The 14,460-nt window shown below is 46.8% G+C and carries 13 protein-coding genes; 7 read left to right on the forward strand and 6 right to left on the reverse strand.

What is annotated here, in order from left to right:
- Positions 1–22 precede the first annotated feature (22 nt).
- The 4 genes from nirD to nasB form a co-directional block, all read right to left on the reverse strand.
- Positions 23–343, reverse strand: a complete 321-nt coding sequence (gene nirD / locus NYE49_RS01840) for a nitrite reductase small subunit NirD (protein WP_014475751.1) — start codon at positions 341–343, stop codon at positions 23–25.
- 31 nt (positions 344–374) lie between these two features.
- Positions 375–2,792: an NADPH-nitrite reductase gene (gene nasD / locus NYE49_RS01845; protein WP_047182058.1), complete on the reverse strand. Its 2,418-nt coding sequence runs from the start codon at positions 2,790–2,792 to the stop codon at positions 375–377.
- A gap of 120 nt (positions 2,793–2,912) precedes the next feature.
- Positions 2,913–5,045 carry an assimilatory nitrate reductase catalytic subunit gene (gene nasC / locus NYE49_RS01850; RefSeq protein WP_047182059.1) on the reverse strand — a complete coding sequence of 711 codons (2,133 nt, stop codon included), beginning with the start codon at positions 5,043–5,045 and terminating at the stop codon, positions 2,913–2,915.
- Between the two features lie 6 nt (positions 5,046–5,051).
- A complete protein-coding gene (gene nasB / locus NYE49_RS01855; protein ID WP_174616573.1) occupies positions 5,052–7,367 on the reverse strand; it encodes an assimilatory nitrate reductase electron transfer subunit NasB in 2,316 nt (771 codons plus the stop codon).
- A gap of 179 nt (positions 7,368–7,546) precedes the next feature.
- Here nasB and NYE49_RS01860 point away from each other — a divergent pair, with 179 nt between their 5' ends.
- From NYE49_RS01860 to zinU, 5 genes are all read left to right on the forward strand, one after another.
- Positions 7,547–8,752 (forward strand): nitrate/nitrite transporter, encoded by a 1,206-nt coding sequence (locus NYE49_RS01860; RefSeq protein ID WP_015252853.1) that lies wholly within the window; start codon positions 7,547–7,549, stop codon positions 8,750–8,752.
- Positions 8,753–8,868: 116 nt separating this feature from the next.
- Entirely contained in the window at positions 8,869–9,783 is a 915-nt protein-coding gene (gene folE2, locus NYE49_RS01865; RefSeq protein ID WP_174616572.1) for a GTP cyclohydrolase FolE2, read from the forward strand.
- Positions 9,780–10,364, forward strand: a complete 585-nt coding sequence (locus tag NYE49_RS01870) for a L,D-transpeptidase (protein WP_015382728.1) — start codon at positions 9,780–9,782, stop codon at positions 10,362–10,364. Before folE2 ends, NYE49_RS01870 begins: the two co-directional genes overlap by 4 nt.
- A gap of 218 nt (positions 10,365–10,582) precedes the next feature.
- Complete coding sequence (locus NYE49_RS01875) at positions 10,583–10,771, forward strand: hypothetical protein (RefSeq protein WP_047182062.1); 189 nt, start codon at positions 10,583–10,585, stop codon at positions 10,769–10,771.
- Between the two features lie 27 nt (positions 10,772–10,798).
- Positions 10,799–11,992 (forward strand): zinc metallochaperone ZinU, encoded by a 1,194-nt coding sequence (gene zinU / locus NYE49_RS01880; protein ID WP_047182063.1) that lies wholly within the window; start codon positions 10,799–10,801, stop codon positions 11,990–11,992.
- A gap of 48 nt (positions 11,993–12,040) precedes the next feature.
- On the opposite strand, the gene NYE49_RS01885 is transcribed toward zinU, so the two are convergent.
- Both NYE49_RS01885 and NYE49_RS01890 read right to left on the reverse strand, forming a co-directional pair.
- Positions 12,041–12,721: an amino acid ABC transporter permease gene (locus tag NYE49_RS01885; protein WP_003234624.1), complete on the reverse strand. Its 681-nt coding sequence runs from the start codon at positions 12,719–12,721 to the stop codon at positions 12,041–12,043.
- A 9-nt stretch (positions 12,722–12,730) separates the two neighbouring features.
- Positions 12,731–13,594, reverse strand: coding sequence for a transporter substrate-binding domain-containing protein (locus NYE49_RS01890; protein WP_080344150.1), 864 nt, complete (start codon positions 13,592–13,594; stop codon positions 12,731–12,733).
- 161 nt (positions 13,595–13,755) lie between these two features.
- Between NYE49_RS01890 and NYE49_RS01895 the strand changes: the two genes are divergently transcribed.
- Entirely contained in the window at positions 13,756–13,953 is a 198-nt protein-coding gene (locus NYE49_RS01895) for a hypothetical protein (protein WP_144052033.1), read from the forward strand.
- Between the two features lie 50 nt (positions 13,954–14,003).
- Entirely contained in the window at positions 14,004–14,429 is a 426-nt protein-coding gene (locus NYE49_RS01900; RefSeq protein WP_047182064.1) for an RDD family protein, read from the forward strand.
- Positions 14,430–14,460: the final 31 nt, after the last annotated feature.

The raw sequence follows: 14,460 nt of genomic DNA on the forward strand, positions 1-14,460 counted from the left end.
GAAAAGTGATCCGGTCTTTTGATCAATATACGAGATAAACATGTTCTCCTTCGATCAGCGTTTCATATGTTTTGACGCATCCGTGGTCAGGTTCTTGGACGATTCCGTCTTCTAAGGAAATTTTCCAGTCGTGCATCGGGCAGAAAACATATTCACCGCTGACGATGCCTTCTGCCAGGACGCCGCCCTTATGCGGACAGCGGTTTTCGATGGCGCGGATGCTTCCGTCTGAAAGCTTGAAAACCGCGAGCTCCTTATCTTCAATATACACTGTTTTGCCTAATTGTTCAGGCAATTCTTCAATTTTTCCGATACATACTTTTGTTACGTCTTTGTTTACCATGTCCATTCCTCCTCAATGATTGTTTTTGTCATTATGATGTGGTCACGACATTTTCAAATAATTCTTTAGAGGTTTGTTTATCCTCTAAAAAGTCTTTCCACGGATCCTTGTGGACAGAGAGTGTTTCATTCATTCGGTCGTTAAGCTCCTGCCGCTTTTCCGGATCGTTTAACACGGATTGGACATGGGATAAACCGACGCGCTCAAGCCATGCGGACGTACGCTCCAGATAGTTTGCGGTTTCCCTGTAATATTGCAGGTAAGCGCCTGCGTATTCTAAGACTTCTTCATTTGTTTTCACCTTCATCAGCAAATCGCCGGCACGCAAATGGGTTCCGCCGTTTCCGCCGACATAAAGCTCCCAGCCTCCGTCGATGCCGACAACGCCAAGGTCCTTAATGCCGGATTCCGCACAGTTTCGCGGGCAGGCAGACACGGCCATTTTGACTTTGTGAGGCGTGTTCAGCCCTTCGAATTTTTTCTCAAGCGCAATGCCCAGTGCCATGGAGTCTTGTGTGCCGAAGCGGCAGAATTGCTCGCCTACACATGTTTTCACTGTGCGGAGCGTTTTTCCGTACGCGTAGCCCGACGGCATATCAAGATCTTCCCATACTTTCGGAAGGTCTTCTTTTTTCACGCCGATAAGATCAATTCGCTGGCCGCCTGTCATTTTCACGAGTGGGATCTCATATTTGTCAACGACATCGGCAATCTTGCGCAAATCTGTGGAGTTGGTCACGCCGCCGTACATCCGAGGAACGACTGAGTATGTTCCGTCTTTTTGAATATTGGCGTGCATTCGTTCATTAACAAAGCGGGATGTCCGGTCATCCTCGTATTTGGTTGGATTGATCATGCCTAAGTAGTAGTTCAGAGCGGGCCGGCATTTGGAACAGCCTTCTGGTGTTTTCCAGCCGAGCACATTCATGATTTCTCTTGTATGTGACAGCCCTTTGGCTTTGATTTCTTCTACGACTTCATCTCTCGACAATGTGGTGCAGCCGCAAATGGCTTCTTTTTGCGCTGACGCATCAAAGTCTGATCCGAGCGTATGCTGGAGGATTTCTTCTACGAGCGGCTTACAGCCTCCGCATGAGCGGGATGCGCCAGTGCATGCTTTGATTTCGTCCGTTGACGAGCAGCCCTTTTCCTGTATGGCTTGAATAATCGCACCTTTTGACACGCCGTTGCAGCCGCAGATGATTTCATCGTCGCTCATCGCTGCGGTAATGCTTGTGCCTGCTTCTTGGCTGAGAGGCTGTAAGATTGATATTTTAGAGGTTTCAGAGATATCGGCTTCTTTTTGAATCATAGAAAACAGGCGATTGCCTTCACTGCTGTCGCCGAATAAAACAGCACCGACAATTTGATTGCCTCTCAGGACGATTTTTTTATAGATGCCGTCCTGCTCATCGAAGACTTTAATCGCTTTTTTCTCCTCTGATTCGTTAAAGTCACCGGCAGAGAAGACCTCGACGCCTGATACCTTTAACTGTGTGGAGAGAACGGAGCCCTCATACGGTTTTGTTTCGATGCCGCAAATATGCTTTGCCAGCACTTTTGCCTGTTCATAGAGCGGCGCCACAAGCCCGTAGGCGATTCCGCGGTGCTCGGCACATTCGCCGACCGCGTAAATGTGCGGGATTTCAGTCTGCATATAATCGTTGACGATGATGCCGCGGTTAACCGGAATGCCGCTCTCGGCCCCGAGTGTTGTATTCGGACGAATGCCGACAGCCATGACGACTAAATCAGCTTCAATGCTTGTGCCATCTTTGAAGCGGAGGCCTTCGACACGGTCATCACCGACAATTTCTTCGGTTTGCTTTTCAAGTAAAAAGGTCATACCTTGTTTTTCTAACTCGTTTTGCAGCAGGCGTCCTGCCGTTGCATCAAGCTGGCGCTCCATCAGGAATGGGGCAAGGTGGATGACGGACACATCCATGCCAAGATTCAGCAGTCCGCGAGCTGCTTCCAAACCAAGAAGTCCTCCGCCGATGACGGCTGCTTTTTTATATTGTTTTGACGCGGCGAGCATTGTGTCTGTATCTTTTATATCCCGGAAAGCTGTGACGCCTTTTTTGTCTGCACCCGGAATCGGAAGGATAAAAGGGACCGAGCCTGTCGCCAGAATCAATTCATCGTAAGGCTGGATTCTGTCTGCATCTGTGATGACTGTTTTGTTTTCCGTGTCCACTTTGATGACTGTTTCATTTGTATACAATTGAATGTTGTTTTCTTCGTACCAGTCCCAATCGTTTAACGTAATATCTTTAATATCTGTATCGCCTTGAAGCACTTTTGACAAAAGGATTCGGTTGTAATTGGGATGCGGTTCGGCACCGAAAATTGTGATCTGAAACTCGTCTTTAGCAACACTCAGTATCTCTTCAATGGCCCTTACCCCGGCCATTCCATTACCAACAAGAACTAGCTGTTTTTTTCCCATCAGATGATCCGCTCCTTATCAATGTTTTTTCCAGCGTAGCACAGCAAAAAGGAATATTTAAGATACATGTTATAAAATGTAACAAAATATACGAAAAGTTCTAAAAATTTTATGAAAAATTTAAATAGGTCTGATTCGGACGGCGCATACCTTAAAACCGGGCATTTTACAGGCTGGATCTAAGGCTTCCCCGATTAAATCATTCACATTTTGAGCGTCTGTCCAATGGATGGGAACAAAAACGGTATCTTTTCTGATTTGTTCTGATAATTTGCTGCGGACGGTGATGCTTCCCCGCGGCGATTCTATTTTTACCAGTACACGGTCCTCGATATTGTAGGTCGCTGCTGTTTGCGGATGGATTTCCATAAACGATTCAAAATGTCTCGCGGCAAGGGCGGCGCTTTTTCTTGTTTGGACGCCTGTTAAGTAGTGAGACATGACTCTGCCTGTCGTTAAATAAAGCGGATAATCGGCTGTCGGCTTCTCTTTTGGAACAGGCGGTTCGTTTGGAATCACACTTAATGCCGCTTTTTGATCCGGATGAGCAAATGATTCTGTAAACAAGCGCCGAGTTCCGGGATGATCAGGTTCCGGACACGGCCAATGAATTCCGCCTTCACGTCTGAGCCTGCCGTATGAAATGCCTGAATAATCGGCAATCCCGCCTCGGCTCGCTTCTCTCAATTCATTAAAAATATCCTCCGCTGACGTATAAGAAAAGTAGCGGCCCTTGCCGAGAGCGGATGCGAGATCACAAATGATCTGCCAATCATGCTTTGCTTCGCCGGGACATGGCCGGCTTGCTTCTCTTAATGTCACGCGTCCTTCTACATTTGTCATGGTGCCTTCATCTTCTAAGTAAGAGGAGGCGGGTAAAATCACATCTGCGTATTTCGCAGTCTCAGAAATAAACAAATCGATTGCAACAAAGAATGTCAGTTTACTTAAAGCCTTTTTCACGAGATTCGCATTTGGGCTGGAGACAGCAGGATTGGAGCACATAAGGAACAGTCCTTTGATGTCGCCGTCATTGATTTTTTCCATCATTTCATAGGCTGAGACACCTTTTCGCGGCAGATCATCCTGATGGATTCCCCACACTTTCGCAATATGTGCCCGGTGTTGTTCGTTTTCAATAGATCGATAGCCCGGAAGCTGATCGGCTTTTTGGCCATGCTCTCTTGCACCTTGCCCGTTGCCTTGTCCGGTGATCGCCCCGTAACCTGAGTAAGGCTTGCCGATTTTCCCTGTGATCAGCACCATGTTTAAGAAGCCTTTCACAGCCGCTGTTCCATCGGTTTGCTGTTCAATCCCGCGGGCTGTAAACAGCATGCCGGATGTTTCCTTGGCAAACTTTACAGCAGCTTTTCTTATATCCGCCAGCGGGACACTCGTCTGTTCGGCGATGTCATTCAGGTCCAACGAGTCAGTATGCTGCTTCAGCTCTTCGAATCCATTTGTTCGTGATTGAATGAAATCCTCGTTTATAAGCTGTTCGTCAATGATGATTTTGACGAGGCCGTTGGCAAGAGCGGCGTCTGTGCCGGGTTTGATTTTCAGATGAAGATCGGCGATTTTTGTTGTCGCTGTTTCACGCGGATCAATGGCAATGATGTAAGCTCCGTTTTCTTTCGCTTTTTCAAAATATGGCATAATCGTAGGCTGGCACTCCGCGATATTGGTGCCGGCCAGAATGATCACACGGGTGTGGGGAATGTCTGATAAGGGATTCGTTAAGCCTCTGTCCGCGCCGAATGTTTGGTTGGCTGCGGTTGCTGCGGCGGACATACAAAGCCTCCCGTTGTAGTCGATGTATTTTGTCTGTAAGCCCACCCGTGCGAATTTCCCTAACAAATACGCCTCTTCATTTGTAATCGAGGCGCTTCCGTATACCGCCATGGCGTCATGGCTGTGTTCTGCCTGGATCATCGTCACTTGGTCTTTCATGTAATTCAATGCTTCTTCCCAGGAAACAGGGATAAACTCGCCGTTTTTCTTCAGCAGAGGGCGGGTGATGCGAGAGGAGTTCAAGGCATGCTGGTGAGCATTCATGCCCTTCATGCATAGCCGACCCTGTGTTGTAGGATTATCAATCCCGATCGCAGTGTATTTTTTGCGCGTGACGATGGTTTGTTCCACGAGCTGCATTTTGCACTGCATGCTGCAAAACGGGCATTGAGTGTCATATGTTTTTTCTGATTGGACGTCTTGCTGTTTATCACGGAAATATCTAAGCAGTCGTTCAGTCAAAATGCCTCATCCTTTCTTATATGCGCCCGTCTCTACAGTCGGGTTTTGAATCAGTGACAGATCTGTTTGGAGGCTTTCCAGCAGCTGTGCCCTTAGGTCTTCTTCGAATAGCACTTCTCTGATATGAACGATCCCGAGACGGTCTATCCACTGATGAACAGCTTCTAAGTAATGAGCCGTTTCCCGATAATACTGGATCAGTCCTTTGATCATGCCGGCAGTGCTGTCTTCATTCTCAGTCACGCAAAACAGAGCTCCTGAACGGGCATGAGTTCCCCGGACGCCGCCGATGTAAATGTCCCAGCCAGCTTGTGTCCGAATTGCGCCGACATCTTGCAGGGCGGCATCGGTGCAGTCTGTTTCACATGATAAGCTGATAGAAATGGGAGCGGGTAAGGGAAGCATCTCAAGTTGTCTTTCGATTTGGGCTGCCAGCTGCTGAATCGATCGATTTTGCCCGCATGTACATGCTTTGATGCTTTGCAGCGCGTGTCGGTGTTCATTGGTGTAAACGGGCATTTTCAGGTCTTTTTTTATATTCGGGAGATCCGCAGGCTTGATCCCGGAAAGCTTCAGCCTTTGGCCGTGAGTGATGGATACGTCGGGAATGCTGTATGCCTCAATGATGTTGGCGATGGTTCTTAGCTGCTCCGCGTTTGTCCGTCCGCCGTACATTTGCGGAATCAGGATGCATGCCTCTTCAGTGGCTGGCTCCGGCTGGACAAACCCGGGGTACAGCATTTCCAGATAGTATTGAATCGCAGGAACACAAGTACTGCATCCTTTTTTTGTTTTCCAGTCAAGCTGGTTCATCACTTCTGCCGGATTAGTGAATGGCCTGCGCTGAAGCTCAGCGATGATGTCGTCTTCTGTAAAATCAGTACAGCTGCAAAACGAAGGTGTGCCGGCGGGCTTCGTATATTCGCTGTTGGTCATGTGCCTCAAAAGGTCTTCAACGAGCGGTTTGCATCCTCCGCAGGACCCAGTGGCTTTGGTGCAGTGCTTGACTTCCTCAACAGTTGTTAAGCTTTTCGTGTTCACCGCGTCTTCAATCGCGCCTTTCGTCACTGTGTTGCATTGGCAAATCGTTTCACTGGAAGGCATGGATTCAAATAAAGGGCCGCTTGTCTCCGGTTCGATGATCTGCTTTTTGACAATGGAGATGTCTCGTTGTTTAAGCAGGCTGTCGAGAAGCCGCTGCTTGTCACGGGTGTCTCCGAATAAAATAACGCCGGCCAGTTTGTCATCTACAAAAAGCGCTTTTTTATAAACGCCTGCTTGTTCGTCGTAGATTTTGATGCTCGTCGTGCGTTCATCCTCTTGGATCTTTCCTGCTGACCACACATCGATTCCAGCTATTTTTAACGCCGCAGATGGTGCTGAGCCTTGATATTTCTCACATGGAACGCCGCAAATATGACAGGCGAGAGCTTTTCCCTGCTCATAAAGCGGAGCCACCAATCCGTACACCGTTCCGTTATGCTCGGCGCATTCACCAACGGCGTAGATATTCGGTTCGCTTGTCTGCATGAAGTCATTCACGATGATCCCGCGGTTCACTTTGATTCCAGCGGATACAGCCAATTCAATATTCGGTCTGACGCCGGCCGCCATCACAATCAAGTCTGCTTTTAATGAAGAGCCATCTTTAAAATGGAGTCGGTCTGCCTTGGTGGTGCCGGAAATGGAGACGGTGTCTTTCTCCAAAAGAAAGGTTAGGCCTTTTTGTTCCAGCTCTGTTTGCAGCAGCCGCGCCGCTGTTTGATCGAGCTGTTTTTGCATAATGCCGGCGGAGTGGTGAATGACACTGACATCCATACCGAGATGCTGTAAACCGACTGCAGCTTCCAGTCCTAATAAGCCGGCTCCGATTACCGCAGCCTTTTGAAAGTGCTGGGCCATGTTCATCAGCGCTTGGCAGTCTCCTATTGTCCGAAATCCATAGACGCCTTCTTTGTCTGCCCCGGGGATAGGGAGAATATGAGGGGAGGAACCTGTTGCCACAATGAATTTGTCATAAGACAGGATGCGCTTGCGATCCGTTATGACCTGCTGCTGATCTGTATCAATTTGAATAACCGTTTCGCCTGTGTAAAGCGTGATCCCGTGCTTGTCGTACCAATCCTTGCTGTTCAGTGTAATATCATCGAGTGACGCTTCACCCTGCAATACAGAGGATAAGAGAATGCGATTGTAATTGGGATGCGGCTCGCTGCCGAAAATGACAATCTCAAACATGTGGCGATTCAGCTTTAATACTTCTTCAATACAGCGGATTCCGGCCATGCCGTTTCCCGCTAACACCAATCTTTGTTTCTTCATGTATCAGACCTCCTTTGGCGAAGCTCGTAAGTTTTCTCCTATTAAAAATTATGTCACAATGCACTGTTAACGCATTAAACGTGTCACAAAAACTTACACATGTCTTTTCCAGAAAATAATGGTCCTATATCCTTGATTCAGAAAATGTAAAATAATGAGGGTCTAGAAAGGGGAATCTTATGAAGCTGTCGGAACTGAAAACTAGCGGTCATCCACTCACTTTGCTCTGTTCCTTTTTATACTTTGATGTCAGTTTTATGATATGGGTTATGCTTGGGGCGCTGGGTGTTTATATTTCTCAGGATTTTGGCCTGTCTCCTTTTGAGAAAGGGCTTGTCGTAGCTGTGCCGATTTTATCTGGATCTGTGTTTCGTATCATTCTTGGTATTTTAACGGACAGAATCGGACCGAAAAAAACGGCAGTGATCGGGATGCTGGTGACGATGATTCCGCTGCTTTGGGGGACATTCGGCGGCCGTTCCCTGACTGAGCTGTATGCCATCGGGATTCTGCTTGGCGTGGCGGGGGCAAGCTTTGCTGTAGCGCTGCCTATGGCCAGCCGCTGGTATCCGCCTCATTTGCAGGGACTTGCGATGGGGATTGCTGGAGCGGGGAACAGCGGCACGTTGTTTGCAACCCTGTTTGGCCCTCGTCTGGCAGAGCAGTTCGGCTGGCACATTGTCATGGGAATTGCGCTTATTCCATTATTGATCGTCTTTATTCTTTTTGTATCCATGGCAAAGGATTCTCCTGCACAGCCGGCTCCGCAGCCGCTCAAAAGCTATCTGCATGTGTTCGGGCAAAAGGAAACATGGTTTTTCTGCCTGCTGTACAGCGTCACATTTGGCGGATTTGTCGGGCTCTCAAGCTTTTTATCAATTTTCTTTGTTGATCAATACCAGCTGTCAAAAATTCACGCGGGCGACTTCGTTACATTATGTGTGGCGGCGGGGAGCTTTTTCCGGCCTGTCGGGGGCTTGATTTCGGATCGTGTCGGCGGCACGAAAGTTCTTTCTGTACTGTTTGTCATCGTGGCACTGTGTATGGCCGGAGTCAGCAGCCTGCCATCTCTCTCAATGGTTATTGTTCTATTGTTTGTCGGAATGATGGGGCTCGGAATGGGTAACGGCGCAGTATTCCAGCTCGTGCCGCAGCGTTTTCGCAAAGAAATTGGCATGGTGACGGGAATCGTCGGTGCGGCCGGAGGAATCGGAGGGTTTTTCCTGCCGAACATCTTAGGATCTCTCAAACAGATGACAGGCACATATGCTATCGGTTTTATCACGTTTTCCTGTATCGCGCTGCTGGCGTTTGCACTTGTGCTTGCCGCAGGCTATTACTGGCGGAAAAGCTGGAGCGCGGAAAGCAGCCCGGCGGATGTTTAGGATTTTGACGGACACGCGTTTGTGCGTGTCTTTTTTATTTTCTCTTGATTTTCAACAGTGAACCGATCAAAATAAATAGTAATTATTACGATTTGTTAGCGAGAGGAGTTTTCTGAATGAATCAACATACGCTGCTCCCGAAAAAAACGGAGCGTCTTCAATACTTTGGATCGGTCAGTCCGATCAAAGGCGAGAAACCAGTGGAAAAAGAGAAAATGAAGGACCTGCAAAATATCAGGAAGGATTATTTTTTTGACATTCAGCATGTAGGTGTCGCTAATGTGTCCCATCCAGTGACAATCACTTCTGCCATGATGCCTGCCGAGCAAACAACGGCTGCGAACTTTACAATGACTTGTAATTTGCCGAGAAATCAGAAGGGGATTAACATGAGCCGGTTAACAGAGCTGCTGCAAGTCTATCATCAAAACGGCTGGATTCTCTCATTTTCCTCTCTTCAGCAATTTACGAAAGAGCTTGCAGAAAACATGGACACATCATCTGCCTCAGTTGAAGTGAGGTTTCCGTGGTTTTTCGAACGGAAAAGCCCGAAGCTTGAGAAAGCGGGTTTGATGTATGCTGATATATTCATGTCTGTCACCTATCGCAAAGATCAGCCGTTTAAACAGCGTGCCGGCATCTCAGCAAAAGTAACGACTCTGTGCCCTTGCTCCAAGGAAATCAGCGAATACAGTGCCCATAATCAGAGGGGAACGGTCAGCATTTGGGCGGATATTCACCCGGCCGCATCGCTGCCAAGTGATGTTAAAGCTGATTTGCTTCACGCCGCAGAATCAAATGCCTCTGCGAGACTGCATCCGGTATTGAAGCGGCCTGATGAAAAAGCCGTGACAGAAACGGCCTATGAAAACCCGAGATTTGTTGAAGATCTCGTCCGGCTGATTGCTGCAGATTTGTTTGAGCTTGAATGGGTGTCAGCCTTTGAGATTGAATGCCGCAATGAAGAATCGATCCATCTCCACGATGCCTATGCGAAGCTGTGTTTTTCGAAGGAAGTTGATAAAATATGAAACTCTCATTATTCATTATTGCAGTTCTTATGCCAGCCTGCCTGCTGTCAGCCTGCTCCGATCATGCAGAAGAACACGCAAGTATCAATACAAAGAAAACGGTCGAAAACATAACGGACGTTCGAAAAACAGCAAAAACAAGCATTGATTGGACAAAGCCTTCGGGCGGAGAATACCCGGATATTAAACAGAAGCATGTCTGGATTGATGTGAATGTGAAGGAGCAGAAGGCTTACATCAAGGAAGGAAGCAACACCATCTATACAATGATGATCTCTTCTGGTCTTGATCAAACAAAAGATGATGCTACGCCAAAGGGCACCTTTTATGTAGAGCCTGAACGGGGAGAATGGTTTTTCTCCGAAGGATACCAGGAAGGCGCAGAATACTGGGTATCATGGAAAAATCACGGTGAATTTCTATTTCATAGTGTGCCAATGACTAAGGATCAAAAAGTCATCAAAACGGAAGCAGAAAAACTAGGAACGAAAGCATCTCACGGATGTATCAGGCTGACCATTCCAGATGCGAAATGGGTATATGAAAATATCCCTGAACATACAAAAGTGGTGATCAGCTGAATTGAAAACCGTTGACAAAAAGGAAAAAAGACCATACAATTTAAATCGTAACAATTACGTTTTGTGATAAATGGCTTATCATTGTCTGTATCTGTGAAAAGCGGAAAGGCTAAGGATCTTGCTGTCATTGATCCCCATGAAGCGTCTCTTGAAAACTGGAAACGAAACCCAAGCTACTTTCTGATGAGATAGCGCTTTCCATCGGTTCAGCAACGCAAGTGGAGCAATTGCCTTATGCAAGCTGCGGTTTTCCGATTGTAGGCAAGTATTTGCGATGGGGAAAAGGATTAAACGCGGTTGGAGCCTTTACGGATTTAGAAATCGGGCGGCAACGCGAATGTTTTCGGAGCGCGAAAAGCTGCTCTACACCATTGTACATACGGCGAAGTGTTCAATTTAAATCGTAATCATTCTATTTTAATGGAGGCATTATTATGAAAAAAATTCCGGTTACCGTACTGAGCGGTTATCTCGGTGCGGGAAAAACAACATTGCTGAACAGCATTCTGCAAAATCGCGAAGGCTTGAAAATAGCGGTTATCGTAAACGATATGAGCGAGGTAAACATTGACGCGGGTTTGGTTAAGCAGGAAGGGGGCCTTTCCAGAACAGATGAAAAGCTTGTGGAAATGTCAAACGGCTGCATTTGCTGCACGCTTCGCGAAGACTTATTAATTGAAGTTGAGAAGCTGGCAAAAGACGGACGGTTTGATTATATCGTCATCGAATCGACAGGAATCAGCGAACCGATCCCGGTGGCCCAGACTTTCTCTTATATCGATGAAGAGATGGGAATCGATCTTACAAAATTCTGTCAGCTGGATACGATGGTGACAGTGGTTGATGCCAACCGTTTTTGGCATGATTATCAGTCAGGCGAAAGCCTTCTGGACCGCAAAGAAGCATTGGGGGAAGAGGATGAAAGAGAAATCGCCGACCTCTTGATCGATCAAATTGAGTTTTGCGATGTACTGATCTTAAATAAATGTGATTTGGTCAGCGAGCAAGAGCTCGAACAGCTTGAAAACGTTCTTCGTAAACTGCAGCCAAGAGCCAGGTTCATTCGTTCCGTCAAAGGAAATGTAAAACCGCAGGAGATTCTGCATACAGGGTTATTTAATTTCGAGGAAGCGAGCGGATCGGCCGGCTGGATTCAAGAGCTGACGGCAGGCCATGCGGAACACACCCCGGAAACAGAAGAATACGGTATCTCTTCATTTGTATATAAGAGACGTTTGCCGTTTCATTCTACACGGTTTTATCATTGGATGGATCAAATGCCAAAGAACGTGGTTCGTGCCAAAGGAATCGTCTGGTGCGCATCTCATAACAACCTCGCTTTGCTGATGTCGCAAGCAGGTCCGTCGGTTACGATTGAGCCTGTATCTTATTGGGTGGCGGCGCTGCCGAAGCTTGAGCAGGAGCAAGTCAAACAGCAGGAGCCGGAAATCCTGGAGGAGTGGGACCCGGAGTTCGGCGACCGCCTAACGCAGCTAGTTTTTATCGGAACTGACCTGGATGAAGAAACGATCACGAAAGAGCTTGATCAATGCCTGCTGACTGAGTATGAATTTGATTCCGACTGGTCGCTGTTTGAGGACCCGTTTAAATGGAAGCTGAATCAATAGAAAAAAAGCCGTCCCCTGGGGGAGCGGCTTTTTTAATGAAACGTTTGTTTAAACATAATGAGCGTATTTTTTCTCAAGGATATTCTGAAAGACCGCGGCAATGGAGCAGATGGCCCAATAAATGAGAGCGGTCAGAATATACATGGTCATATAATCAAACTCTCTGCCCCCGATGATTTTCGCATGCTGGAGCAATTCCGGCACTGTAATCATCGCAGCGAGAGAGGACGCCTTGATTAAGTCGAGTAATACATTGGCAAGCGGAGGCAGCGCAATACGTATCGATTGCGGCAAAATGATGCCCCTCATCGTCTGCCAATAGGAAAGACCCAGCGAGGATGCGGCTTCCCACTGCCCTTTTTCGACGGATGAAATGGCTGAACGGTTAATTTCCGCAATGTAGGCGGCGCTGTTTAGGCTAAACCCGATTAAAGCAGCCGTGACAGCGGAAAATTCAATGCCGATATAAGGAAACCCGAAATAAAGGATAAACAAAATCACCAAAATCGGAACGCCCCGCATAAATGAGATATAGAGCTTCGCCGGCCATCTTAACAAAGCAAGCTTTGACATTCTGGCGAGTGATATGAACAGGCCGATCACAGTTCCCGCAAACATGCTTACAAAAGAGATGAGCAGTGTATATCCAATGCCTTTTATGACATAAGGGAACGATTCAATAGCCAGCTTCGTGTTGAAAATATATTCCCACTGAATGCTATTGATCATGGCGTCCGATTACAAATCAACGTCCTGAACGTCGGCATCAATTTTTTTTGATACATCTGCTTTATTGAAGAATTGTTTCGACAGTTTAGTCAAAGAGCCATCCTTGCTCATCTCTTTCAATGCTTCGTTCATCTTTTGCTGAAGTGCCGCATTGCTTTTTTTCATGACAAGGGCCTGTTTGTTCGGCATGTACTTGATGTCAGGATGAATTGTAATGTTGAGATCCGGGAATGCCGCGAGCGCAAGTGTCTGCAGGTAATAGTCGTTTAAAATGACGTCAGTGCGTCCGTTGGCAACATCTTTTAAATATTGCTCATTCGTCGCATTATCATAAATCACTTCTTTGGCGCCGTATTTTCTCGCGACATCCATGTAGACGGTGGTAGCCGCGCCAGCCGCTTTCTTCCCTTTTAAATCCTTAAGCGTTTTAATCCCTGATAAATCGTCTTTTCGGACAATTGCCGTGCCGTATGAATATTTATATGGAGTGGAAAATGCGAACTTCTCCTCACGGTCCTTCGTGACATCGATGTCATTTGCGGCTGCGTCAACCTGTCCGCTGTTCACCGCTGTCAGCATCCCGTCAATGCCCATCTCCTTGAACTCAACCTTCAGCCCCAAGCGTTTTGCCGCTTCACGAACAACTTCAACCTCGTAGCCCGTCAGCTTATCGGAGCCTGAGTCAGTATCGTGATAAGAAGTGGGATAGAGCGTGCCTGATGTAGCGACTACGATTTTCCCTTTTTCCTTGATTTGCTCCCAGCCTGTATCCTTGGAATCGGATTCATTTTTGCCGGAACAGGCTGCCAATATAAGAAAGAAAGCCATTGTGAAACTGAATATAACGGCTTTGGAATGCATGAATGATTTCACCTATAGTTCCCCCAATCTGTTAATCAACTAAAAAGATAGCATTGAACATAAGGGGTTGCAATATGTTGATGACGTTTTCAAAAAGTTCGAATTGTGTATACAAAAGGCATGGGTGGGTGTTTAAAAGCGTCTATGAAGGGAAGAGGTGATGAAAAAAGGAGTTGTCCAAGGATGAATGCCAGGCGTACCAAGGAAACGCATGTGAAAGTGAAGGATGCAGCAGACCCGTCACTCATCTATGCCAATACCGGAAGAAATGGTCAAGAGGCATGAAACCGATCTTCAGAATAAATTTAAGTTTTGCTGATGCCCCTAAGGCATATGATATATTCGATGAGAAAGAAAATGGAAACATTTAAACCATAATGGGGGAGTCAAAATGAATATTTACAAACCAGCCTGATTTTGGATCAGACTTGGAGCTGCATTGTTAGACTACATTATAGTCTCCGTGCCTCTTTTGCTGATCTATTGGCTGATTACAGGAAAAGACCCGAACGACAGCATGTTCATCAGTTTGGTTGTTCTGCTGTACTCTATTTTGCTGCCGGTGTTTTGGCGCGGTTATCTTATCGGAAAAAGGATATGCGGAATCAGAATCGTAAAAAAAGACGGATCACAGGTCAGCCTGTTAACAATGTTTTTACGGGTTATTGTAGCCGGCCTGGTTTACGGTATAACCTTCGGACTCGGCTTGATCGCCAGCCTGATTCTGATTGCCGTACGAGAAGACAAACGGACCCTGCATGATTTAATCGCGGGAACATATGTCACTTATGCGACACCAGGTGAAGAAGAACTTAATGCTGACGAAGAGATTAGAAAGAGCGAATAATGGTTCGCTCTTTTTATTTTTATGCATAAAA

It is taken from the genome of Bacillus sp. FSL L8-0358 (assembly GCF_038593095.1).
GTDB lineage: Bacteria > Bacillota > Bacilli > Bacillales > Bacillaceae > Bacillus > Bacillus subtilis.